This window comes from Ruegeria sp. O11 (genome assembly GCF_056535285.1).
In genome coordinates this window covers 1-23386 of the sequence record NZ_JBQERS010000009.1, presented here as the reverse complement: position 1 = coordinate 23386, position 23386 = coordinate 1, and the positions used below count along the sequence as shown (strand labels likewise).

Here is a 23386-nt window from a genome sequence, read left to right as displayed (position 1 = left end):
ATAAAAACCAGCAACGACCATCGATCGTCTGGCGGGCAGAGTTGACGTTCAGTTTATCACTTCTTGGACGGCATCTATCGCCCAAATTCAACGGCCTGAGACCTTCATCTCAATCCAGATAGCTGGCGCGCAGCATTCAAATGTAAGCGTAAAATGCTCTGCCGTGAAAACCATTTCCCAGAAAAATGCCCAAATGATAGGCTGAGAAATTATGGAAAGCCGACCAAATCGTCGATTAGCAGCTATTTTAGCCGCCGATATCGCAGGCTATTCAAGACTGATCGGCTTGGACGAAGAAGGCACCATAGACAAGTTGCGTTTGATCCGTGCCGAAGTCATAGAGCCATTGGTCTCAGGGCATTCGGGGCGCATTGCGAACACGGCGGGTGACAGCTTTCTGATCGAATTCCACAGCGCGGTCGATGCGGTGCGTGCGGCGGTCGAGATACAATCGGAACTTTCAAAAAGAAACTCAGATATCGAACCTGACCGCGCCATCGTTTTTCGGATTGGATTGAATGTCGGTGATATCGTCTCGAACTCGAATGACATATTGGGCGACGGCGTCAACGTGGCCGCGCGGCTTGAGGCATTGGCGGAACCGGGTGGAATTATCGCGTCGCAGTCGATCGTTGAGTATGCCCGCAACAAGGTTTCTTTCAGGTTTGAGTCAATTGGTCCGCAATCAGTCAAGAACATCGCAGAACCGGTTGAGGCTTTCTTAATACAAACTGATGCGGCACCCTTTCTGACAAAACCGAAAGCGAAAAATGCGTCACGGTTTCTTAAGTTGGCTGCGGTTATGGCTGTGCTGATATTGATGGGGTATTTCGGGGCAATGACCTGGAAAAAGGGGCAACTGCGCGCCTCAGAAGCGCAATTGGCCTACCCGCTACCAGACTTGCCATCAATTGCCGTGCTTCCGTTGACAAATTTTACCAGCGACCCGTCCAACAAGATGCTGATCGACGGCGTTTCCGAGGACCTGATTACGGATTTATCCCGCATTTCCGGCTTATTTGTCATCGCGGGAAATACCTCTTTCGCTTTTCAGGACCGCGACATTGATGTTCCAGGCTTTGCCGAAAAACTGGGTGTTCGTTACGTCGTCGATGGAAGTCTTAGACGCACCGACGAAGGTTTTCGGGTCAATATCCGCCTGACCGACACGGTAAACGGTAGATTGATTTGGGCCGAACGTTTCGATGGTGAAATTGACGAGATTTTTGACCTGCAAAACAACATTGTGCTGGCGATTGCGCAGGAGCTTGATGTTCCTCTCGATTCTCAAAGTCGAATCGCAATCGAAAACGTAGAAACGGAAACCATCGAAGCACGCGAAGCATTCCAGCGCGGTTGGGAGCTTTATTCGCGTTTCAATGAACGCGACAATCTGGCTGCAATTCCGCATTTCGAACGCGCAGTCGAGTTGGATCCTGATTATGGGCGTGCCTGGGCGACTCTTGCTCTGGCACATTTACGACCGCACATTTTCCACCATTGGACAGGCTTCGCAGGCGCTGACGAACAGATGCATATTGGTCTTTTCTATAAGTACTTCCGCGAACTGACGCAGCAGGACACCTCATTGATCCACGTCGTTCGGGCGATAGTCAGTCTTAACCTTCCAGATTGGGACAGTGCCCAGGGCGTAAGTCGGGGAACGGATGAAGCCAGGCAAGAGGCTGCAAAAGCCATTGCCCTGCAGCCCAGCGATCCAGAGGCGCATTTGACAATGGGATGGGCCCTGATTGCGGGCGGTGAACCTGAGGAAGGACTGGCCTTTGTACAGGCTGCAATGCGTCTCGACCCTGCGTATCCCAGCCACTACGCGTTGTTTGAAGGTGCTGCGCTTTTTGCAATGGATGATCTGAACGGCGCAGAGGCGGCCATATTGCATGAAGTGGATCGGAACCCTCAGGCAATTGAATTGATGCCATTTGCGGCCTCGGTTTTGGCCTTAAATGGCGATCGGAGCTCTGCGCGGGCAATGATCGATCAATGGCAGAAGGGAAAGCGTGAGCGGGTTCTGAACGAAGTTGTTCGCGAGTACTTCTTTATCGTGCGCTGGATTGGCGCGCAGCAATATTTGAACAATCGCTTGAAAAAAGGCCTTCGATTGGCCGCGCTTGCACCGAGTACAACGATAGCAAGCCTCAAAGCCGATTTGTCACGCGGGGATGCCAAGGAACAACGTGAAGCAGCTCAAAGATTGGCGCTGTTTGGTGCCAAAGCAGCACCAGCAGTTCCTGAGTTGATCAAGCTGCTCGACAGCCCGTCGGTTTTTGTCAGAAAAGAAGCAGCCATTGCTTTGGGAGAAATTGGAGAAAGTGCCTCATCTGCGTTGCCCGCATTGGAAGCAAGCGTTGACAAATCCTTGTCGGGGAGTTTCGCCGCCCGAGCCATTGAACAGATACGCGGATACTCACAATAGTGGCGACCTTGATCTCTGCCCGGAGACAGGACCCAAACACAGAAATGGTGAGATTGTGTATACGAAAGCCATGAGGCGTGGATTGATCCTGCTGACATGTGGCGTATATGGGAACGTAATCCGATTCCTCGCACCACTAACGGTACAGGACAAAATCTTCGCCAAGGCCATGTAATTCCTCGAAGCCTCGGTCGACGCTACTAAAGGAGCCTGATCATGCTGGACACCAAAGTGACGAAACTGGAGCTGAAGGATCCTAGCCTTCTGGAAACCCGCGCCTATATCAACGGCGCATGGGTTGAGGGTGAGGCAACCTTTCCGGTTCACAACCCTGCCACCGGCGATCTGATCGCCAATGTGTCGGATATCGACATCGAAGGCACCAGGCAGACCATTGATGTTGCTTATACTGCGAAAAAGGAATGGGCCGCGCAAACCGGTAAGGAACGCGGCGCGATCCTGCGCAAGTGGTTCGATCTTATGGTCGAAAACGCTGATGATCTGGCGACCATCCTGACCGCTGAGATGGGAAAACCCTGGGCTGAAGCGCGCGGAGAAATTCTGTATGGCGCGTCCTTCATCGAGTGGTTCGCGGAAGAGGCAAAGCGTATCTACGGCGACGTGATCCCCGGCCACCAGCGTGACAAGCGCATCGTGGTGCTAAAGCAGCCCGTGGGCGTGGTGGGATCGATCACACCGTGGAACTTCCCCAACGCGATGATCGCGCGCAAGGTCGGCCCGGCGCTGGCTGTGGGCTGTACGTTTGTGGCACGTCCTGCAACGCTTACACCGCTTTCGGCGCTGGCGATGGCAGTACTGGGCGAACGTGCGGGTATCCCGGCAGGCGTGCTCAACGTGATCCCCGGCACCGATAGCTCGGGTGTAGGTAACGAGCTTTGCACCAACGACAAGGTTGCCAAAATTACCTTTACCGGCTCGACCCGTGTAGGCCAGATCCTGATGCGTCAGGCAGCAGGCACCATCAAGAAGATGTCGCTGGAACTGGGCGGCAACGCGCCATTCATCGTGTTCGACGACGCCGATGTGGATGCGGCTGTGGACGGCGCGATGATCGCCAAGTTCCGCAACAACGGTCAGACCTGCGTCTGCGCCAACCGGATCTATGTGCAGGCAGGTGTCTACGATGAATTCGCCGCCAAGCTGGCCGAGAAAACCAAAGATCTGAATGTGGGCAATGGCTTTGGCGACGGCATCACCACGGGTCCGTTGATCAACGACGCAGCGGTCGCCAAGGTCGAAGAGCACATCTCGGACGCGGTATCTAAAGGCGCGACGGTCACGATGGGTGGCAAACGCTCGGATCTGGGTGGGACGTTCTTTGAACCCACCGTTCTGACCGGCGTAACCCGCGACATGAAGGTCGCGAAGGATGAAACATTCGGCCCCGTTGCCCCTCTGTTCAAGTTCGAAGAGGAAGACGACGTCGTTGCCATGGCCAATGACAGTGAGTTCGGCCTGGCTTCGTATTTCTACAGCCGCGATCTGGCGCGGGTCTGGCGCGTTGCCGAGGCGCTTGAATCGGGCATGGTGGGCGTTAATACCGGCCTGATCTCGACCGAAGTCGCACCGTTTGGCGGTGTCAAGCAGTCCGGTCTGGGCCGCGAGGGTTCGAAATACGGAACCGAAGATTTCCTAGAGATGAAGTATCTCTGTATGGGTGAAATCCAGTAAGCGCATTCAAATCGTCGAAAGCCAACGCACTCGCGGGTCGCTGCGGGTGCGTTTTTTTTCAGACTGAAGCGTGCCCGCGCAAACGAACCACCAAAGGCATCATCGCCAACACCAAAACGGCCGAGAAAAAGAAGGGTGCGCCCGGCAGGTAGACGCCTTCAGCATCGACTGAAGCCTGAAACAGACCGGTCATCACCAGGGGCGACAGGACAGCAGCAACAGATGATAGCGACGCGATAACCCCCTGCACCACACCCTGACGGTCTTCGTCGGCCTGGTTCGAGGCCATTGCCGTCATCAATGCGGGCACAAGATCAGACAAGGCGGCCAGCAAAAGAAAGACCACAAGGGCGGTGATCGTCGCTGTGAAACCAAATCCGATCATTCCAATCAGCGCGGACATCATCCCCAGCATCAAAGTGCGGTAATCGCCAATCCACTTGATGAAAAGGGGCATTAATCCCCCCTGCACAATCGCCAGCAACACGCCGTAAGCAGCAAGCGACAACCCAATGTAGAGTGTCGGCCAGTCGAAAACTTCACGCGTCCAAAACGCCCAAAGGGTCGGATAGACCATATTGGCAAATTCAAAGATGAAAATGCACAGCAGCGGTATCGCCAGCCCCGGAAACCGGAAGGCGTCAAAGATCGATTTGAACGGATTCAGATCGCGCTTGCCAAAAGGGCGGCGTTTTTCGGGTGTCAGGCTTTCGGGCAATACAAACACACCGAACAGGGCGTTCGCGGCGGATAAAACCGCAGCGATCCAGAACGGCGCGGTGATACTGATCTCGGCTGCAATGCCTCCGATGGCTGGCCCAAGTACAAACCCGATTCCGAAGGCCGCTCCAATCAGACCGAAATTTGCAGCCTTTTCGGTGGGAGAAGATATGTCGGCAATGTAAGCCGTCGCAGTGATGTAGGTTGCCCCGGCCAAACCTGCGAGCGTGCGCCCGAGAAGAAGCAACCAGAAGCTGTCAGCCAATGCCATGATCACGTAATCCAGCGCGAGCATGACCAAGGCGGCTATAAGGATCGGCCTGCGCCCGATGGCGTCCGAAATGCTGCCTACAATGGGGCCGCACAGGAACAGCGCTCCGGCATAGGCCGCCATCAGCAGCCCGCCCCAAAAAGCGCCCTGCCCGGTGTCCCCAGCACCAACGCGATCCATCAGGTCGGGCATGATGGGGAACACGATGCCGATACCGATGGCGTCGATCATCAGCGTGATCAGAATGAAGGTTATGGCTCTGCTTTTGAACATATCGCCCTATCGGACGGGTACGCGGCTAAAGCAAGAGGAAAGGGCAGAACTTTTCACTTGTCGGGCAACCGTTTTCAATCAGGACAAACTCACCCGCAGCCTTGCCATCGATGAGCGAACTGGCTGCCCCGTCGAAAGCAACCAATCTCAAGTTCCCAGCCCCCTTCGGTCCGTTCGATTTATCGCACAACATATACCGAGGTATGCGAATGACGGACGACCCGGGCCGCGTTTGGACCAAGCAGATAATCCTTAAAATCAGGCTTATGCGCACCGATCACGATCAGGTCTGATCCCGCGCTTTCGGCCGTTTTCAGTATTTCCTGATAGGCGCTGCCTGTGGCCACCACATGGCGAACCTGTGCATTGCGTTCCTCACCCAGCGTTGCGGCGCAGAGGGCGACCAGCTTTTCATGAGCCTCTTCAATCACCTTTTCGTGGTGGTGGGGTTCGAAGAAACTGCTGACGAACCCCTCTCCATAATCGGGCGTCACCGTCACCACATCCAGCCGCGCGCCATCCATTTCGGCCAGCGCTGCGGCGCGTTCTAGAACAGCAACATCAAGATCGCCATTGCTGATATCCACGGCGCACAGAATAGCTTTGGTCATGCGGGTTCTCCCTGTTTTGCGGCGCGACCGCGTTGGAGGAAGGCGACAAGACCCAACAGGATCAGCGCCGGGATAAAGATCAGCTCTTTCGCGGGCTGACTTTGCGGAGCCTGGATGCTGGTGATGTGAACAGCATCGTCAGCATAATAGTCGAACATGTCCAGCTCGTCCGCGACCGGCGTACCGAACATCGGCTCGTCGAGCTTGACCAGACCGTCTTCTTCCAGCGTCATCAGGCCCAGAGCGTCGACGCGAGCTGTACCGTCGGCCCCTTCCGGAATGTCCAGAACAACGGTGGTTTCGGTCATATTGCCGGTGTCAAAGTCCGGACCCGCGACCTCAATCCGCATGGTGCTGCCGGGTGCGGCCTCACCCACGGCCTGTGTCAGCTGTGCCGGCTCGATCTGCGCAAAGGGCGGTGCGATGCGGTTCATGAAGAAATCCGGACGGAACAGCGCAAAGGCGATCAGAATCAGCGCCACGCTTTCATAGATGCGGTTCTTAGTCAGGAACCAGCCCATGGTACCGGCGGTAAAGATCAGGATCGCGATGGTAGCGGAGATGGCCACCAGAATACCCTGTACCCAGCCCACATCGATCAGCAACAGGTCAGTGTTGAAGATGAACACAAACGGCAGCGCGACTGTACGCAAAGAATAGAAGAAGGCGGTAAAGCCTGTCTTGATCGCATCGCCGCCAGAAACAGCAGCAGCCGCAAAGCTCGCCAGACCAACCGGCGGCGTCACATCAGCCATGATACCGAAATAGAACACAAACAGATGCACCGCGATCAGTGGCACGATCAAGCCGTCCTGCGCACCCAGTTCGACAACCACACCCGCCATCAGCGAGCTGACAACGATGTAGTTCGCGGTGGTCGGCAGACCCATGCCGAGGATCAGGCTCAGCAGACCGACCAGCGCCAGCATGGCAATCAGATTGCCACCTGATAGGAACTCGACCAGATCGGCCATCACCTGGCCCACACCGGTCAGCGTCACCGTGCCCACGATCACACCCGCAGTGGCGGTGGCCAGAGCGATACCGATCATGTTGCGCGCGCCGTCGATCAGCCCGTTCCACAGGTCAATGACACCGGCCATGAAGGCGTTCGCTGTGTCGCTTTCGCCGCGGAAGATGGACTTGAGCGGCTTCTGCGTGAGCAGGATCACGAACAACAGAGAGGTTGCCCAAAAGGCCGACAGGCCGGGCGATTTCTGTTCGATCATCAGGAAGTAGACCAGCACGATAATCGGCAACAGGTAATGCAGACCAGCCTTGTAGATCTCGGCGATCACCGGAAGTTCGACCTCTTTGGCATTAGGATCGTCAGGCACCAAGTCCTCTACTCCGGAAGCCAGCCAAAGTAGGATCAGATAGGCCAGCACAATCAGCGCCGACAGGACCAGCCCCGACGCGTCGGGCATGAGCGCAACGATCGCCTTGATCGGGTACTGTATGCCGTAGCACAGCCCAGCAAAGCCCACGAAGAACAGCGCCATGCCGCCAATCGTACGACCCATCGAAACAACGCGGTCGCCCAATGTCGGCATGTTCCGCTTCACCGCTTCAAGATGCACGATATAGACCAGCGCGATGTAGGAAATTGCAGCAGGCAGGAATGCATGGGTGATCACCTCAACGTAGGAGATGCCTACATATTCCACCATCAGGAAGGCCGCAGCGCCCATCACGGGCGGCATAATCTGACCGTTCACGGATGAGGCAACCTCGACCGAGCCTGCCTGTTCGCTAGAAAAGCCTACACGTTTCATTAGCGGGATGGTGAACGTACCGGTCGTCACAACGTTTGCGATGGATGACCCCGAGATCAGGCCGGTCGCTGCCGAACCCACAACAGCAGCTTTGGCCGGGCCACCGCGCAGGTGTCCTAGTGCGCCAAAGGCCATCTTGATGAAGTAGTTGCCCGCGCCCGCCTTATCCAGCAGTGCGCCGAACAGCACGAACAGGAAGACGAACTTGGTTGAAACGCCTAGCGCGATGCCAAAGACACCTTCGGACGTGATCCACATATGGCTCATCGCCTTTTGCAGGCTGGCCCCTTTCCAGCGGATCACCTCGGGCACCCACTCGGAGGAACCGAAGAAGACGTAGGCGAGAAAGATCGTGGCAATGATAGCCATCGCAGGGCCAAGCGCGCGACGCGCGGCCTCAAACAGCAGCAGTAGGCCAACAAGGGCGAACCATTTGTCGGTGTCGTCTGCAAGGCCGCCTGCATCAACGATCTTTTGGTAGAAGAAATAACCGTAAAGCGCCAGGAATGCGCCGACGATCCCCATAATCCAGTCTTGAACAGGGATATAGTTTCGCGGGCTGGATTTAAGCGCCGGATAGGCCGAGAAGGCCAGGAACATCGCAAAGGCCAGATGTATCTGGCGCGAGTTATTCACCACGCTGCCCGGCAGCAGGTAATTCGATAAGGGAGAGGCCAGAACGACCTGAAACACCGACCACAAGACCGCAACAATCGCTAGAAACAGCCCGACATTTCCCGCCGGATCACGCGCGCCTGCATCTGATGAGGCAACCAGTTCCTGAAGCTCTTCTTCGGAAAGAGGGCGGTTGCCCTGTGTGTCGGAACTCATGTTGGTATCTCCCTGTCCTTCGGCCTTGGTTTTTGCAGCCGTCTTGTCTCCGGTTTAGCCCGGATATGAATCGGGGCGCCCCGAAAGGCGCCCCGTGTCAGGTCTGGTTATTGAATCCAGCCTTTTTCTTTGTAGTACTTCTCTGCACCTGGATGCAGCGGTGCCGACAGGCCATCCGCAATCATCTCTTCCGGTTTCAGGTTGGCAAATGCCGGGTGCAGCTTTTTGAAGTCATCGAAGTTCTCGAAGACTGAGCTGACAACCGCATAAACCGCATCTTCGGAAACGTCTGCCGAGGTCACAAAAGTCGCACCAACACCAAAGGTCGATGTGTCGCCGTCCGAACCACGGTACATACCACCGGGGATGGTAGCGGTACGGTAGAACGAGTTGTCACCCACCAGCTTGTCAACCGCATCGCCACTGACATTCACCAGAACCGAGTCGCACGCGGTGGTTGCTTCCTGGATCGAACCGGACGGGTGACCAACAGTGTATACCATTGCGTCAATCTGGTTATCACACAGAGCTGCGGACTGTTCAGCCGCCTTTAGCTCGGTCGCCAGTTCGAAATCATCGGTGGACCAGCCCATTTCGCCCAGCAGAACTTCCATGGTGCCGCGCTGACCGGAACCGGGGTTGCCGATATTGACGCGCTTGCCCTTCAGGTCTTCGAAATTCGAGATACCCGCGTCGGCACGCGCCACAACCGTGAACGGCTCTGGGTGTACCGAGAACACGGCACGCAGGTTCTCAAACGGGCCGGCTTCTTCGAATTTCGAGCTGCCGTTATACGCGTGGTACTGCCAGTCCGACTGTGCCACACCAAACTCAAGCTCGCCTTCGCGAATGGTGTTGATGTTGTAAACCGACCCCCCAGTCGACTCCACCGAACACCGGACCCCGTGCTCTTTCCGGCCCTTATTGACCAGACGGCAGATCGCGCCACCCGTCGGGTAATATACACCCGTAACGCCGCCAGTTCCGATCGTGATAAACTCTTCTGCATATGCCGCTGGTGCCATCAGGGCCGCCGCGGCAAATGCGGTGATTGTGGATTTCTTGAACACTTTGACACTCCTGTTGTCAGTCTTTTTTAATCTGTTGGGGTGCCTGAAACCTTTCAGAACACAACACAAAAAATCGCACTGGAATCAGGCCCCCCGATGAATAAGAGGAAAGCGAAACCAAACAGCAGGTGTCTATACGGTTGATTACGTATAGGCTTGGATTCGAAGATAGGGGAATGAGGGTAATCGGCCGCAGGTCGCGTCTTAGGTACCGATACTTGTATAAGGTCGTTTGGACAGAATTTGGACCACGCAGGACATCAAGAACTTCGTCCAGATCATGCCGAACCCGCGCGCAGGCGCAGGTCGCTGCGTGCAACGCTTGCATTGTGCCTGGGTGGGTTGCAGTTTCTCGCGATCCTTTCCGTCATCCTGTCGACCTTTGTCAGCTCGGAAAACGCGCTTTTGCGGCAATCGCGCAATTCTCTGAACGAGGTTAGCGTCAACGTCATCGGGCAGGTCAAAAGTTTCCTGAACCCAGCCCGGCAAGCATTAGATGCTACGAGGCGTCTTGCCGAAAATGACGTTCTGGACATCAGCGATGCCACCGTTTTGGAAAGCCATTTCTTCCAGCAGCTTCAGGTCGCACCACAGCTTGCTGGGATGTATATGGCCGATGAGACGGGCAGGTTTGTCTATGTGATGCGCGCAGAAGAGGCCGGGCGCTATCGCACCAAGTACGTTCCGCCATTTCTTGATGGCACTACCGAGCATCCCGCCGATTTCAAATGGCGCAACGATCAGTTTACTCTGCTTGAGACGGCGGCCACCGACACCGATACCTATGAGGCGCGCAGTAGGCCTTGGTACCGAATGGTCTCTGAGACCAAAGCGCCGATCTGGACAGAACCCTATATCTTCTTCACGACGCGCCAGCCGGGGATCACCTATAGCGTGCCGATCTTGGACGAGGATGGAAACATCCGCGCCATTTTGGGTGTCGATATCCAGATCGACGCCCTGTCGGGATTCCTGCTAGATATCTGGTCTGAACGACGAGGCGCCGCGCTGGTTCTGAACGAAGATGGTGCGGTTCTGGCACACCCAACGCTCGTGTTGATCCGGCAGGAAGCCCATATGGAAGCGCCCGAGTTGACCCGGGTGGATCAGATCGCGGACCCCATCGCGCAAATGGCGTTTGGAGATGTGGTGCAAACCGATCTGAGCGACACTGAGGGTCCTGTCCACACGGATTTCCAGCTAAACGGTCAAGACTATGTGGCGATGCTGATCGAGGTGTCCGAGCCGGGGCTGCGTTGGCTAATCGGCCTTTATGCGGCCGAGGACAACTTTATTGGCGAGATCAAGAAGAACCGGACACAAGGCGTCTGGATCGCGCTGGCCATCGCCATTCTGACCGGCGCAATCGGGCTTGCCATGGCCGACCGGATCTATGCCCCGGTGCGCACCTTTGCCAGTCAGAGCCAGCAATTGTTCAGTGGGGAGATCACGCCCGAAGAAGGTTTGCACAGCCCTTATCGTGAGCTGGAAGATACCGGTGTGGCTCTGACGCAAGAGGTCAAACAACGTCAACGGTTCGAAACCGCCTATGGCCGCACCTTCGATCTGGCCTCTCGGGGGATGGCCCAGATCTCGCCCGAGACGGGGCGGTTTCTACGGACCAACGAACAACTTTGCGACATCATGGGGTATCAGCCGGAAGAACTGGAGAAGATCACGCTGGCCGACATTCTGCCCGAAGACGGTCATCAGATTGCGGTCAAGTTCCGCGAAACCCTGCTGCAGGATTCCGAGTTCATAATCGAGAACCAGTTTATCCGCAAAGACGGATCACCGATCTGGCTGCGGGTCAACGCAATCCTGATCCGCGATGAAAGTGGCATACCCGATCACGCAGTTGCCATTATCGATGATGTGAGTGATCGGAAGCAGGCCGAGGATGAGGCCGGCCGCCTTAGCCGCGATCTGTCCCATGTGGCGCGGGTCAACTTGATGGGTGAGATGGCATCCGGGCTGGCGCATGAGCTGAACCAGCCACTTAGCGCGATCTCATATAACGTTGACGCTGCGAAGATCACGTTGGATGAAATCGGCGATCCCGATCCTGAACTGACCGAGATCCTTTCGGATATCGACCGCCAGTCTCGCCGCGCAGGCGACATCATCCGCGCCCTGCGCGAAGTGGTGCGAAAGGATCGCGGACGTCAAACCCCGTTTGAGCTGAGCGGGCTGATCCAGCAAACCGTCAGTCTGATGGAGGCCGAGGCGAAACTGCATGAGATCAAGTTGCATTTTGAGGAATCCGGCCTTCCCCCGGTGATCGGAAACCGGACACAGATCGCGCAGGTGCTGGTCAATCTGTTGCGCAATGCAATTGATGCTCTGGCGCGTGATCCTGTCGCGAAAGGCCAGATCAACATTATGACCCGAACCACAGATGAAATGGTCGAAGTCCATGTGCAGGACAACGGTCCTGGCGTCAGTGATGATGTCACTTTGTTCAATACATTCGACACGCAAAAGACCGACGGAATGGGCCTGGGCCTGTCCATTTGCAGAACCATTGTCAAAGCCAACGGCGGAACGATTTGGTATGAACCCACCGAAACAACAGGCGCATGCTTTTGTTTCACCCTGCGCCGCAGTGACTTATCCGAGGAAAATCAGGAATGATCTTTGATCCGCAGGTTGTATACATCGTCGATGACGACGAAGATGTGCGTATCGCCCTGTCGCGCTCCCTCAGCAAACGTGGGATGCAGGTCGAACACTTTCCGGATGCACAGGCCTTTCTGAACCAAGTGCATGAAGATGCTAAAGGATGCCTGATCCTTGATTACGGAATGCCGGGGATGGACGGGCTGGAACTGCAGGATCATCTGAACCGGCGCGACTCGACCCTCCCGGTCATATTCATCTCAGGCCATGGGGGCATTCCGGAATCGGTCCGCGCCACAAAGGCAGGCGCAATTGACTTTCTGGAGAAACCTTTCGACCTGCAGGTGCTGGTTGAACGAATACAGGCCGCTTTCGAACTTGGCACAAAACTGCGCGCCGAGAAAACAAGGCGTCGGATGCTTGCAGATAAACGCAGACTTTTGACCGAGCGTGAGGAACAGGTGCTGCAGCATATTCTGACCCACCCCTCGCGGACATCTAGCAAAGAGATTGCCACCGCACTGGGAATAAGCCCTCGCACGGTGGAAATTCATCGGGGACGCATCCAACAGAAGGTTGGTGTGAAAACGACCATTGAGCTGTATGAGCTATTTGGGCAGATGCACTGATGGCAAGTGTTAAGACGTACACGCCAACAACTTGATTTGGCGCAGCAGTAATACTGAGCCTTGGTCCTAGGCATCCTCTGCGGATGTGTAGCAATTATTCATCGAGCGCCCGTGCTTAGATGCGTTAACCTGCGAGGTCGGCAAAAGTCGAAAGACAGATGCTGTTTGGCTTGCGAATTGCGTCTTGCAGATCATATTGGCATTTTCGATACCGACCCACCCAATGCGACGGCAACATTGGCAAACGGAACCGATTGGTACAATCGGCCCCTGCATCACTATTGGATAACGGCGTTTTCCCAGGCCGAGATGAACTTTCTGCGTTTCAATACGTCCAGATAGGTCAGCAGCGCAGGGTTTAGTCCGATTGCCTCCTGTTCGCTATCGGCGGATGCAGACAAGACCGGCAGAGGCGAACGCTCAGGACTTTGTGCCGTACCGTTAATCAGATAACGCACAAATGCTTCGGCAACCTCAGGTTTTTGTGTCGCCTTAGAAACCATGACCGTTCGCATCATCGTAGTCTGGAAATCAGACGGCAATATGATTTCAAGAGCACCCTGACCTTCAGTCTGAGCCGCCGCGTAGCTGCCCAGCACGTTATAGGCGACCAGAACTTTCCCGTCGGCCAGATCGCGGACCATGTCGCCGGAGCAGCAATATAGCCGGACGCCCAGACCGCCCATCACCTCCATCAGGCGCCAATAGGTTTCCGACGCACGCGCATCCTGCGTGGCGAACAGATAGCCCAGCCCGGATTGTCGTACGTCATAAGTTCCAACCTTGCCTCGAAACACCTCGGGCCGTTCTCGCAGCGCTTCGATCAGGCCCTGACGCGTTTGCGGGATGGTTTGGCCTTCGAAAGCTGCGCGGTTGACCACAATGGTGGCGGGCTCGGAGGTAAAGGCAAACAGACTGTCGTGCCATTGCGCCCAAGCAGGAATGGGCATACCGTCCAGAGGCAGCGCAAACCCGTCATTGGCGAGTTTCAATTGCAGGTCCATGGCACTTGAGATGACAACGTCAAATGCATCAGGTGTTGCTCGAACGCGCTCATAGATATCGGCAGTCCCTGACACCAAATATTCGACACTAAATAGAGGGTTTCTTGCAACAAAATCTTCGATGAACGGTGCGAACAGAACGGTGTCGGTACTCGATATGACACGCAAGGGCGTGCCCTCGGCGCCATCGTTGAACAAACGGCGATCTTCCCAGTCGTCGGCGGTTCCAACATGCGGAAGCAGCAAAAATATCAGAGCGATAAAATAACGCATGCGCCGCCCTCTGATTGATTGGTCAGAACCAGCGTGCCGCCGTGGGCTGTTGCCACGTCCTGCACAATGGTGAGCCCCAAGCCCGAACCAATGGTCCCCGTCGCGTTCTGGCCTCTCTCAAACCTGCGGGTCAACGTGTCAATCTCATCAGGTGGAAACCCCGGGCCAGAATCTTTGACGCTGATCTGGATCTGAGGCGTTGCGGTGACGTTGATTTCAACGGTGCTGTCGGGGGGTGCGTATTTCAGAGCGTTGTCGACCATGTTACGCACGGCGTTCTGCAACAGGATCGGATCACCTGAGTACTGAACCGAAGCGTCACCCGTCAGAGACAACGAAAGGTCTTTCATTTCGGCGATGGGCGTCAGGCGCTGCACAAGCTCATGGGTCAAAGCAACAAGATCGAGGTCTTCTCGTTCCAGATGATCGGCCCGGAATGTTATCATGGCATGATCCAGCAATTGCCCCGCCGCCCGAGAGCTTTCGTCAATAGCCCGCACCATCGCACGCAAAGCTTCGCGATTTTCCTTGCGTTCGACGCGTTGCAAGGTCGCCTCGGCATAAGAACGAACAGTCGCCAATGGTGTACGTACCCGATGCGCCGCCTCTGCGATGAAATCTTCCGATTGGCTGAGAGACTGATCCAGCCGCCCCATCAGGGAATTCAGCGAAGACACCAGAGGGGCCATTTCCTTGGGCACCGGTTTTCGGAACGGGCTCAGGTCCTGCGGTCCGCGACGGGTCACCGAGGTGGTCAGCTTGTTCAGCTGTCCGATGGTTGCTGTTGTAACCCAAAAAGACAATGCCGCGGTCAGCACAAAAAACCCGATCCCCAAAAAGGCCGCATTGCGTGAAATCTGATCCAGCGTTTCGGCCAATGCATCCTGCGTCTGCGCAAGCGCGACCTCGATTTCGGTCTGACGGCCCAGACCGACCAATGTGCGGCTGGCGTTGACCTGCCGAACGCGCTCACCCCGAAGCTCACCCGCATCGAAGGTCCAGTTGCCATCCCTCGTATCTTGGGCAAGCTGAAGATCGTCATAGCCCGATATGAATGCGCCGTCCTGATAGATCGCATAGAACACTCGGTCATCCGACGGGGTCGCCAGCATAGAAAACGCGGCATAGGGAATATCGATCTCGAGCTGCCCATCACGCAGCGCAGCCGCATCCAGGATCGAGGCTGCCGACGCGCCAAGGATGTTGTCCTGCCCCTGCTGGGCCACTTGCGCTGCATAATTTCGGACCGCGAAGAACAGTAGAACGGCCAATAATGCCGCGCCGCTGATCAGCGCCAGCACAAGCCGGTTTCTGAGCGATCCATAAACAGCCGGACTAACCGTCATGGTCCAGCCTGTAGCCCAGCCCGCGCAACGTGGTGATTTTCAGCTCGGATTTCTCAAGGTGCTTGCGTAGCCGACCCACATAGACCTCAATCGCGTTGTCCGAGATGTTGTCGTCGTAAGAAAACAACCTGTCGGCCAGCTTCTGTTTCGAAAAAACCTGACCTGGCGCGTTTATGAACAGCTCCATCATCCGCAGCTCGCGATTGCGCAAGGATATCGTTTCTCCCCGCACGCTCAAATGGCCTGCGACAGGGTCAAACACGATCCCGCCGACCTCGATCCTTGATTTGGCAATCCCTGATTTGCGCCGCAAGACGGCCCGGCAACGGGCTTCTAGCTCGGCGTGATCAAAGGGCTTGGTCACATAGTCATCCGCCCCCAAATCGAGCGATCCGATTCGATCCGAAACCTGACTGCGCGCGGTCAAAACGATAACTGGCGTATCCGGATCTCGGGCCCGATGACGCTGCAAAAAGTCCCGGCCATCTCCATCGGGCAGCATGATATCCAGCAGGATCAGATCATATTCCTCGATCTCAGCATAAGCCGTTGCATCGTCCAATTTCTCCGCATGATCAACGACATGACCATCCAGGCGCATGCGCGCACACATCGCATTTGCAAGATCCAGGTTATCTTCGACCAGAAGGAATTTCATGAGGGCTGGGGCGCTTCCTAACGCGTGACAGGTTGATGTCAGGTTCGTGTGGTTAAACTTCAGAATAATCTGAGCCGCCCCGCGGCCGGATGTCAAATGGGAGGACATCATGACAACATTCAAACTGGGCCGTCGTGCCCTGATCGCAGCCGTTGCTGCCGTTGGTCTAACCGGACCTGCATTGGCGCAAGACCAGGTCGTGGACAGCATCCACTTTCTGATCCCCGGTGGCGCCGGCGGCGGTTGGGACGGAACCGCACGCGGAACTGGCGAGGCCCTGACCAATGCAGGTCTTGTGGGCACGGCATCCTATGAAAACATGTCAGGCGGCGGTGGCGGTAAAGCCATCGGCTATTTGATCGAAAATGCCGAAAGCAACCACGGAACCCTGATGGTCAATTCGACGCCTATCGTGATCCGGTCTCTGACGGGCGTGTTCCCGCATAACTTCCGCGACCTGACTTTGGTATCGGGCACCATCGGTGACTATGCGGCAATCGTTGTTGGCAAGGACAGCCCGATCAACTCTATGGCAGACCTGCTGGCAGCCTATGACGCCGATCCAGGTGCCACGGCCATTGGCGGCGGCTCGGTTCCGGGCGGCATGGACCATCTGGTGGCAGCCATGGTGATGGAAGCGGCCGGCAAAGATGCGCTGGGCGTCAAATACATCCCGTACGACGCGGGCGGTAAGGCCATGGCGGCACTGCTGTCTGGCGAAATCGCAGCCTTGTCGACTGGCTTCTCGGAAGCTGTCGATCTGGCCAATCAGGGTGAAGTGAAGATCATCGGCGTTACCTCTGAGGAGCGCGTAGACGCGGCACCCGACGCCCAGACGATGAAGGAACAGGGTATCGACACCACCTTCGTCAACTGGCGTGGTTTCTTTGCGGCACCCGGACTGCCCGAAGACAAGCTGGCCGCCTATCAGGACGCCATCACAAAAATGTATGATACACCTGAATGGGAAGAAGTACGCGCGCGCAACGGTTGGGTGAACATCCACAACTCGGGCGACGACTTCTCTGCTTTCCTCGAAGATCAAGAAAAGCAGATCAGCGATCTGATGAAGAAACTGGGCTTCCTCTAAAGGCGGCTTCGGCAGAGCGGTCCTCCGCTCTGCCCCCAAACTCACAACAATAATACGGGAGGGGACACCATGGCGCTGGATCGTTGGATCGCGCTTGTTCTGCTGGGGATTTGTCTAACCTATGGCTATGCAGCCTGGTTCACGATGGACGGCAGCCTGCCCCCTTTCATGCAAAGGAACCCGATATGGCCCAGCACCTTCCCCAAGGTCCTGTCCATACTGGGGATAATCGCTTGCACAATCATCCTTCTGGGCTTTGAGAAAAGTGAAATAAAAGAGGCGGATATCGACTACCGCCGCCTTGGCGAATACCACCTTGGGCAGGCGATTTCGCTGCTGGTTCTGATGGTCGTCTACGCCCTATGTCTGCGCCCCGTCGGATTTCTGATCGCGACATCGGGCTTTTTGATTATTGGTTCGTACATTCTGGGTGAACGCAAATGGCATATCATGGTGCCTGTGGCCCTGATCGCAACCGGATCTGTCTGGTATCTGGTTCAGGAAGTTCTTGGAATTTACATGCGCCCACTGCCCGGCGTTTTCGGAGGCTGACATGCTTGAAGGACTTCTGATCGGTCTGCAAACGGCCTTTTCGCTTCAAAACCTATTGATGGTCATCGCGGGGTGCCTGATCGGTACATTCATCGGCATGTTGCCCGGGCTGGGGCCAATGTCGATCATCGCGATCATGATCCCGGTCGCAATTTCGATGGGAGATCCATCCGCTGCTCTGATCCTTCTCGCGGGCGTCTACTATGGCGCGATTTTCGGTGGCTCAACTTCATCCATCCTGCTGAACGCGCCGGGGGTCGCGGGCACAGTGGCGTCAAGCTTTGATGGCTATCCTATGGCGCGACAAGGCAAAGCCGGTAAAGCGCTGACCATTGCTGCGATCGCAAGTTTCGCAGGAGGTACGATCGGGGCAATCTTGTTGATGGTATTCGCCCCGGCGCTGTCTTCCGTCGCGCTGTTGTTTCATTCCGCCGAATATTTTGCGCTGATGGTCGTTGGCTTGTCAGCCATTGCGGCATTTGCCGGTTCAGGTCAGGTGGCAAAGGCGCTGATCATGACCATTCTCGGCCTGATCATGGCCACCGTTGGCGAGGGTGCGCTGTTCAACCTGCCGCGCTTCACCATGGGCATCATGGACCTGCAATCCGGCTTTGGCTTCATCACGCTGGCCATGGCAATGTTTGCCTTGCCCGAGGCGCTTTTCCTCGTCCTCAAGCCCAAGAATCTGCAAGGCGATGATGGTGAAATCAAAGATCTGCGCATCACCAAAGACGAGGCAAAAGCCATCGCGCCGGTTATTGGACGCCAATCGACTCAGGGCTTTTTCATCGGGGTCCTGCCGGGCGCGGGCGCGACTATTGCGAGCTTCCTTGGCTATGCGGTCGAGCGCAACATCGCGCCAAAAAAAGAGCAGGAAGAGTTTGGAAAAGGCTCTATTAAAGGGCTTGCGGCACCTGAGGCGGCAAACAACGCGGCCTGTACCGGTTCGTTTGTGCCGCTGCTGACATTGGGCATTCCCGGATCGGGCACCACCGCAATTCTGCTAGGCGCGCTGATCGCGCTGAACGTCACACCCGGACCGCGTCTGATGATCGACGAGCCGCAGATCTTCTGGGCGGTTATTATGTCGATGTTCATCGGTAACCTCGTCCTGCTGATCCTGAACCTGCCACTGATCCCCTACATCGCCAAAGTGCTGGCCGTTCCGCGCAACTATCTGATCCCGTTCATTCTGTTCTTCACCTTGATGGGTGCATATATCGGCCAGAACAACGCCACCGAACTGTTGATACTGGTCGGTTTCGGGGTCTGCGCGACAGCTCTTAAGTTCGCGGATTATCCACTCGCTCCCCTGCTGATTGGCTTTATCCTTGGTGGAATGATGGAGGACAATTTCGCACGCTCCATGCAGCTTTACGATGGTATCGGATTTATCTGGGAGCGCCCGATGACGCTGGCGCTACTGGTCGTCGCTGTGCTGTTGGTGCTACTGCCCAGCTACCGCGCCCGCAGAGCACGGGCACGGGCAGCCGGGATCGCCGATGGCGACTGAGCCACTCTCAGGGGTCCGCGTCCTTGACCTGACCAATGTTCTTGCGGGCCCCTATTGTTGCTATCAACTTGCCCTGATGGGCGCCGAAGTCATCAAAGTTGAACGCCCCGGCAGCGGGGACCTGGCCCGAGTGCTGGGCGCGGATCCTGAACGCAACAAGGCCGGAATGGGCATTAGCTTTCTAGCTCAAAACGCCGATAAAAAGTCTGTTACGCTGGACATGAAGGCCGAGCAGGGGAAGGCGCTACTCAAAAGGCTGGTTCAGACCGCCGACGTTCTGGTTGAGAATTTTCGCCCAGGTGTCATGGATCGACTGGGGTTGGGTTATGAAGTTCTGCGCAACGAAAATCCCAACCTGATCTATTGCGCGATCAGCGGATTCGGTCAGGACGGACCGAGGCGTGACGATCCCGCCTATGACCAGATTGTTCAGGGTATCAGCGGTGTCATGTCGATCACGGGCGCCCCCGATACGGCACCTTACCGGGTCGGCTATCCTCTGGCAGATACTGTGGGCGGATTGACCGCAGCCTTTGCCATCAGCGCGGCCTTGAACGCCAATCCACGCGGCGCATTTCTGGACGTCGCGATGACCGAGGCCGTTGTCTCGACAATGGGTTGGGTCGTGTCGAACTATCTCTTGGGGGGCGTGCTGCCGGGTGCCCATGGCAACGAAAACACCACCTCGGCCCCTTCCGGTACCTTCGCCACGTCCGACGGTCCGATCAACATCGCGGCCAATCGGGATGAGCAATGGCAGGCCCTGGCAAAGCATCTAAACCGAGACGATTTGCTGACCCATCCCAACTATCAGACCCGTGAGGACCGCAAACAAAACCGGCATGCCCTTCGGCAAGAACTCGAACGTGTGTTGACCGCCCGTCCGGCCGCAGATTGGGTTCGCGAATTGAATGCGCTCGGCGTACCGACGGGGCAAGTTTTTACAGTGCCTGAGACTTTGTCAGACAAACAACTGGATGGGAGGGGATTGATAGCGAGCCTGTCAGCTCACGGTGAAAACATGCGCCTCGCAGGCAGTCCGATAGTCATGGACGGCGAGCGGAGAACTCCCCAAACTGCCCCGCCTACCCTTGGTGCCGATAACGCTGCGATCTGGTCCGAGCTTGGCTTATCTGACGCAGAGATCGACGCACTAAAACAAGAAGGGATCATATGAATGATGTGACCGATCGGGGTAGACGGCCTCTATTGCCATAGAACCCGTGCCGATCGGCTGAGTTGCCAAACGATTGAAAGCCTGGTTGGGGCTGTTGGCGTCGCAGAAATGACTGATGGTACGTGATAGCAAAGAACCCACCACGCCTGATTACAGCTCAAAGCTTTCTAATGAACAGCCCTAACGAAGTATCGAACCATTAGGCCCGTTTCTCTTGCTCGATTTCAACGGGCTCGGCGTTTACTTCAATCACTTCTTCCGCCTCTGTCTCGTCGACTTCTGGTTCTTCCTCGGCTTCCGATTGTTCCTCAAGCGCTCCGACGATCAGCGGCAACATGTGCACACCCGTCGCACTGGCGATTTCAGGCGTCTGCGGTGTCTGCCAACTGAGCGTGTCGAAGCTGCCGCAGTTCTGGCAGACTGGACCCCATTCAGGCTGAATATCGTGGCAATTGTCGCAGACCCATTGCGGCCCGCGCGGCGCGTTCAACGCCTTGGCCAGCCAACCCTGAACCACTGCGTCCGAGGCACCCTCTCCCCGTTCAATCGCAGCCATCAGCGTGTAGGCCCTGGCATCCCCCTGCTTTTCAACCACATCGCCCAGCGCGCGGCGCGCTTCGGGGAAGTCTTCGGCTACGATGTTGAGCTCGGCCAGGATCAAGCGGGTCTCCATGTTCTCCGGGTGAATCCGAGTCAGCGCCGTGAACCGCTTGACGCGTTGATCGGGGGTTTCATCCGGCGCAATCTCGGCAAAGGCATGGGCCAGATCGGGATGAGGCTGAACCTCCCATGCCTTTTTGATAATTTTGGTTGCCGCGCGCGGTTTGCCCTTTTTGATATAGGCCCGCGCGGCCATAGCAGCTGCCGGGACCAGATCGGGCGACAGGCGGTTTGCCTCAATCGCGTGTTCCTGCTGTTCGACCGTTGCCGTATCATCCAGCAGCACCTTGGCCTCGGATAGGGCCAAAACCGCGTCGCGCCGCTTGAACACATCGCGCGGCAGATACCCGGCCTTCAGCTTTGACGTCAGCGTGGACCGCGCCCCAGCCCAATCCTGCGCCTTGGTCTGCAGGTTCAACAGCACATCCTGCGTCTCTTCATGCCGGGGTTTCAGGACCAGAGCCTTCTCGGCCAGCTTGCGTGCGGTTTCATCGTCACCTTCAGCCAGTTTCTGCTTCATGATCCCGCGCACGCCGACAAATCGTGTGGCGTTGTTGGTAACCAGCTTCTTGTAGGTCTCTGACGCTTTCTTGGTATCGCCAGTCATCTCAGCGGCCTGCGCCACTAGAAGATTGGTCAATTCCGGCTTGTTCAGCAGCTTCTCGGCCTTGTTGGCCTTGGTCATCGCCACGCGCCCTTCACCCGAGGCCAGCGCCATCAACCCATCCGCCAGTGCCTTATATCCGCGCTTTTCCCGACTGCGGTCGAAATACCGCGACAGGGCGGTTTCATCACCGTTGAGGAATTTCAACGTCGCGATCAGCAGCGTCAGCAGTTTGAAGAACAACCAGACTGCAAACACCAGCACGCCCAGCGCGATCACCGATTGCAGCGGACCAAGCGTGTATTCCGTGCCCGCGACGGTGATCTGCACCCCGCCGGATGATTCCATCAGGAACCCTGCACCCATGGCCAGCAGGCCGATAATCGCAACAAAAACAAGGATCTTTAACAATGACCACAGCATGGCAGGTCCTTCAGTTCGAGTTCAGGCTTGAAGCAAGCGTATTTGCGGCCTCGACGGCTGAGACCCGCGTCTGCGCCGCCTGCTCCCAGTCCGCCAATGCGGTCTGCGCCGCTTCGGGCAGTGATTTCAGTTCGGTCAGCGCCTTTGAGACATCACCATCCGCCAACGCCGCCTGAGCGCGCGACAGGACTGCGTCCGGGTCGTCCCCCTCTTGCGGTGTCACCGACCGCGCGCCCGTCTGGCGCTGCAGGAAGGCAACCAAGCCGGTCCCCTTGTTGGCATCGCGTGCATCGGCGAGCGCAGTGCGCGCAGCAGGGGCAAACGTCGAGCGCAAGGCTGAGAGCGTCTCAACCCCGTCCGTCGCTGACGCAGCCAAAGCATCCGGCACGTCAACACCCCCGGCTTTCAACTCAGCAACCAGTTCTTCATAGGGCTGACCGGCATCCAATTGGCCATGCAGACGCGACAGGATTGCAGCGTTGGTCGCCGCGCGAGCCTCGGCTGAGGCCTTCGCCTCAAGCGCCTGCGCGTCCGAGACCATCTTTTCCACTTCGCTGCGTTGCGCGGCCAAGGAATCCTGCAGTTTCTTCAACTCGGCCTCAAAGGCTGCCGTCGCCTCGGGCGAGACATTTGCCTCAAGCGGTTGTTTCTCAAGCGCGGTCAGGCGTTCCTCCAACGGATCGACCTTACCGGTCAGGCCTACGACACTGGTCTTCACGGAGCTCAAATCGCTTTCGACCGGCGATAGCTTGTCTGACAAAGCCTTGATCTGATCCGAAAGGCCCGAGACATCGGGGCCATCAGCCAGAGATTTGGTCAGTTGGGCAATCTGATCGGATTGTTCCGCTAGCTTCGACTCGAGCGCAGAAATCGCGTCCGAGCTATCTGCCCCACTGGACAAAAAACCGCCACTGCCCACGGCAAACCCGATTCCAGCGGAAATAACGCCACCCAGCAGCGCCGGGAAAAACCCGCCACGCGTCTCAACGGTACGTTCGATAACTTTCTCTTCTGCAGGCGCAACTTCTTCGACAGCCTCAGAAGCGGCTTCGGCTTCGGCTTCGGCTTCGGCTTCGGCTTCGGCTTCGGCTTCGGCTTCGGCTTCGGCTTCGGCTTCGGCTTCGGCTTCGGCTTCGGCTTCGGCTTCGGCTTCGGCTTCGG

At 56.7% G+C, this 23386-nt stretch carries 17 protein-coding genes; 8 read left to right on the top strand and 9 right to left on the bottom strand.

Translation table 11 applies throughout. The annotated features are described in order from the left end of the window. Positions 1-211: 211 nt before the first annotated feature. Entirely contained in the window at positions 212-2434 is a 2223-nt protein-coding gene (locus tag ACRZ91_RS15540; RefSeq protein ID WP_480906940.1) for a HEAT repeat domain-containing protein, read from the top strand. Positions 2435-2650: 216 nt separating this feature from the next. After that, on the top strand, positions 2651-4126 hold the full coding sequence (locus ACRZ91_RS15535) for an NAD-dependent succinate-semialdehyde dehydrogenase (RefSeq protein WP_480906938.1): 1476 nt from the start codon (positions 2651-2653) through the stop codon (positions 4124-4126). A gap of 58 nt (positions 4127-4184) precedes the next feature. Here ACRZ91_RS15535 and ACRZ91_RS15530 read toward each other — a convergent pair whose 3' ends face one another. From ACRZ91_RS15530 to ACRZ91_RS15515, 4 genes are all read right to left on the bottom strand, one after another. Further along, positions 4185-5390: an MFS transporter gene (locus tag ACRZ91_RS15530; protein ID WP_170542426.1), complete on the bottom strand. Its 1206-nt coding sequence runs from the start codon at positions 5388-5390 to the stop codon at positions 4185-4187. Between the two features lie 179 nt (positions 5391-5569). Further along, a complete protein-coding gene (locus ACRZ91_RS15525; protein WP_010443038.1) occupies positions 5570-6001 on the bottom strand; it encodes a universal stress protein in 432 nt (143 codons plus the stop codon). Further along, complete coding sequence (locus ACRZ91_RS15520; protein ID WP_480906936.1) at positions 5998-8607, bottom strand: TRAP transporter permease; 2610 nt, start codon at positions 8605-8607, stop codon at positions 5998-6000. The genes ACRZ91_RS15525 and ACRZ91_RS15520 overlap by 4 nt, the downstream gene beginning before the upstream one ends. A gap of 107 nt (positions 8608-8714) precedes the next feature. Then, positions 8715-9677, bottom strand: a complete 963-nt coding sequence (locus tag ACRZ91_RS15515; protein WP_480906934.1) for a TAXI family TRAP transporter solute-binding subunit — start codon at positions 9675-9677, stop codon at positions 8715-8717. A gap of 243 nt (positions 9678-9920) precedes the next feature. Between ACRZ91_RS15515 and ACRZ91_RS15510 the strand changes: the two genes are divergently transcribed. Together ACRZ91_RS15510 and ACRZ91_RS15505 are read left to right on the top strand one after the other, a co-directional pair. After that, positions 9921-12311, top strand: coding sequence for an ATP-binding protein (locus ACRZ91_RS15510; protein WP_480906932.1), 2391 nt, complete (start codon positions 9921-9923; stop codon positions 12309-12311). Continuing rightward, complete coding sequence (locus ACRZ91_RS15505; RefSeq protein ID WP_010443034.1) at positions 12308-12925, top strand: response regulator transcription factor; 618 nt, start codon at positions 12308-12310, stop codon at positions 12923-12925. The genes ACRZ91_RS15510 and ACRZ91_RS15505 overlap by 4 nt, the downstream gene beginning before the upstream one ends. A 278-nt stretch (positions 12926-13203) precedes the next feature. Here the strand turns inward: ACRZ91_RS15505 and ACRZ91_RS15500 are convergent, their stop codons facing one another. The 3 genes from ACRZ91_RS15500 to ACRZ91_RS15490 are packed head-to-tail and all read right to left on the bottom strand — an operon-like array spanning position 13204 to position 16206. Then, positions 13204-14202 (bottom strand): ABC transporter substrate-binding protein, encoded by a 999-nt coding sequence (locus tag ACRZ91_RS15500; RefSeq protein WP_480906930.1) that lies wholly within the window; start codon positions 14200-14202, stop codon positions 13204-13206. Continuing rightward, positions 14181-15548, bottom strand: a complete 1368-nt coding sequence (locus tag ACRZ91_RS15495; protein ID WP_170773479.1) for a sensor histidine kinase — start codon at positions 15546-15548, stop codon at positions 14181-14183. The genes ACRZ91_RS15500 and ACRZ91_RS15495 overlap by 22 nt, the downstream gene beginning before the upstream one ends. Next, positions 15538-16206 (bottom strand): response regulator transcription factor, encoded by a 669-nt coding sequence (locus ACRZ91_RS15490; protein WP_170542436.1) that lies wholly within the window; start codon positions 16204-16206, stop codon positions 15538-15540. The genes ACRZ91_RS15495 and ACRZ91_RS15490 overlap by 11 nt, the downstream gene beginning before the upstream one ends. 109 nt (positions 16207-16315) lie before the next feature. Between ACRZ91_RS15490 and ACRZ91_RS15485 the strand changes: the two genes are divergently transcribed. The 4 genes from ACRZ91_RS15485 to ACRZ91_RS15470 all read left to right on the top strand — a co-directional run bounded on the left by ACRZ91_RS15485 (position 16316) and on the right by ACRZ91_RS15470 (position 20538). Beyond that, positions 16316-17296: a Bug family tripartite tricarboxylate transporter substrate binding protein gene (locus ACRZ91_RS15485; RefSeq protein ID WP_170542439.1), complete on the top strand. Its 981-nt coding sequence runs from the start codon at positions 16316-16318 to the stop codon at positions 17294-17296. A 69-nt stretch (positions 17297-17365) separates the two neighbouring features. Further along, entirely contained in the window at positions 17366-17848 is a 483-nt protein-coding gene (locus ACRZ91_RS15480) for a tripartite tricarboxylate transporter TctB family protein (protein ID WP_170471194.1), read from the top strand. Position 17849: 1 nt separating this feature from the next. Continuing rightward, positions 17850-19361 (top strand): tripartite tricarboxylate transporter permease, encoded by a 1512-nt coding sequence (locus ACRZ91_RS15475; RefSeq protein ID WP_170542443.1) that lies wholly within the window; start codon positions 17850-17852, stop codon positions 19359-19361. After that, the gene (locus tag ACRZ91_RS15470) at positions 19351-20538 is read left to right on the top strand and encodes a CaiB/BaiF CoA transferase family protein (protein WP_480906926.1); all 1188 of its coding nucleotides are present in this window, start codon (positions 19351-19353) and stop codon (positions 20536-20538) included. The genes ACRZ91_RS15475 and ACRZ91_RS15470 overlap by 11 nt, the downstream gene beginning before the upstream one ends. A 199-nt stretch (positions 20539-20737) precedes the next feature. On the opposite strand, the gene ACRZ91_RS15465 is transcribed toward ACRZ91_RS15470, so the two are convergent. Further along, entirely contained in the window at positions 20738-22225 is a 1488-nt protein-coding gene (locus ACRZ91_RS15465) for a heme biosynthesis HemY N-terminal domain-containing protein (RefSeq protein ID WP_480906924.1), read from the bottom strand. A 10-nt stretch (positions 22226-22235) separates the two neighbouring features. Further along, positions 22236-23386: COG4223 family protein (locus tag ACRZ91_RS15460; protein WP_480906922.1), on the bottom strand; the 1151-nt coding region annotated here is incomplete at its 5' end.

Excerpts from the sequence above, each read along its gene's own strand:
- ACRZ91_RS15540 (WP_480906940.1), top strand. The coding sequence starts at position 212 with ATGGAAAGCCGACCAAATCGTCGATTAGCAGCTATTTTAGCCGCCGAT.
- ACRZ91_RS15535 (WP_480906938.1), top strand. The coding sequence starts at position 2,651 with ATGCTGGACACCAAAGTGACGAAACTGGAGCTGAAGGATCCTAGCCTT.
- ACRZ91_RS15530 (WP_170542426.1), bottom strand. The coding sequence starts at position 5,390 with ATGTTCAAAAGCAGAGCCATAACCTTCATTCTGATCACGCTGATGATC.
- ACRZ91_RS15525 (WP_010443038.1), bottom strand. The coding sequence starts at position 6,001 with ATGACCAAAGCTATTCTGTGCGCCGTGGATATCAGCAATGGCGATCTT.
- ACRZ91_RS15520 (WP_480906936.1), bottom strand. The coding sequence starts at position 8,607 with ATGAGTTCCGACACACAGGGCAACCGCCCTCTTTCCGAAGAAGAGCTT.
- ACRZ91_RS15505 (WP_010443034.1), top strand. The coding sequence starts at position 12,308 with ATGATCTTTGATCCGCAGGTTGTATACATCGTCGATGACGACGAAGAT.
- ACRZ91_RS15500 (WP_480906930.1), bottom strand. The coding sequence starts at position 14,202 with ATGCGTTATTTTATCGCTCTGATATTTTTGCTGCTTCCGCATGTTGGA.
- ACRZ91_RS15495 (WP_170773479.1), bottom strand. The coding sequence starts at position 15,548 with ATGACGGTTAGTCCGGCTGTTTATGGATCGCTCAGAAACCGGCTTGTG.
- ACRZ91_RS15490 (WP_170542436.1), bottom strand. The coding sequence starts at position 16,206 with ATGAAATTCCTTCTGGTCGAAGATAACCTGGATCTTGCAAATGCGATG.
- ACRZ91_RS15485 (WP_170542439.1), top strand. The coding sequence starts at position 16,316 with ATGACAACATTCAAACTGGGCCGTCGTGCCCTGATCGCAGCCGTTGCT.
- ACRZ91_RS15480 (WP_170471194.1), top strand. The coding sequence starts at position 17,366 with ATGGCGCTGGATCGTTGGATCGCGCTTGTTCTGCTGGGGATTTGTCTA.
- ACRZ91_RS15475 (WP_170542443.1), top strand. The coding sequence starts at position 17,850 with ATGCTTGAAGGACTTCTGATCGGTCTGCAAACGGCCTTTTCGCTTCAA.
- ACRZ91_RS15470 (WP_480906926.1), top strand. The coding sequence starts at position 19,351 with ATGGCGACTGAGCCACTCTCAGGGGTCCGCGTCCTTGACCTGACCAAT.
- ACRZ91_RS15465 (WP_480906924.1), bottom strand. The coding sequence starts at position 22,225 with ATGCTGTGGTCATTGTTAAAGATCCTTGTTTTTGTTGCGATTATCGGC.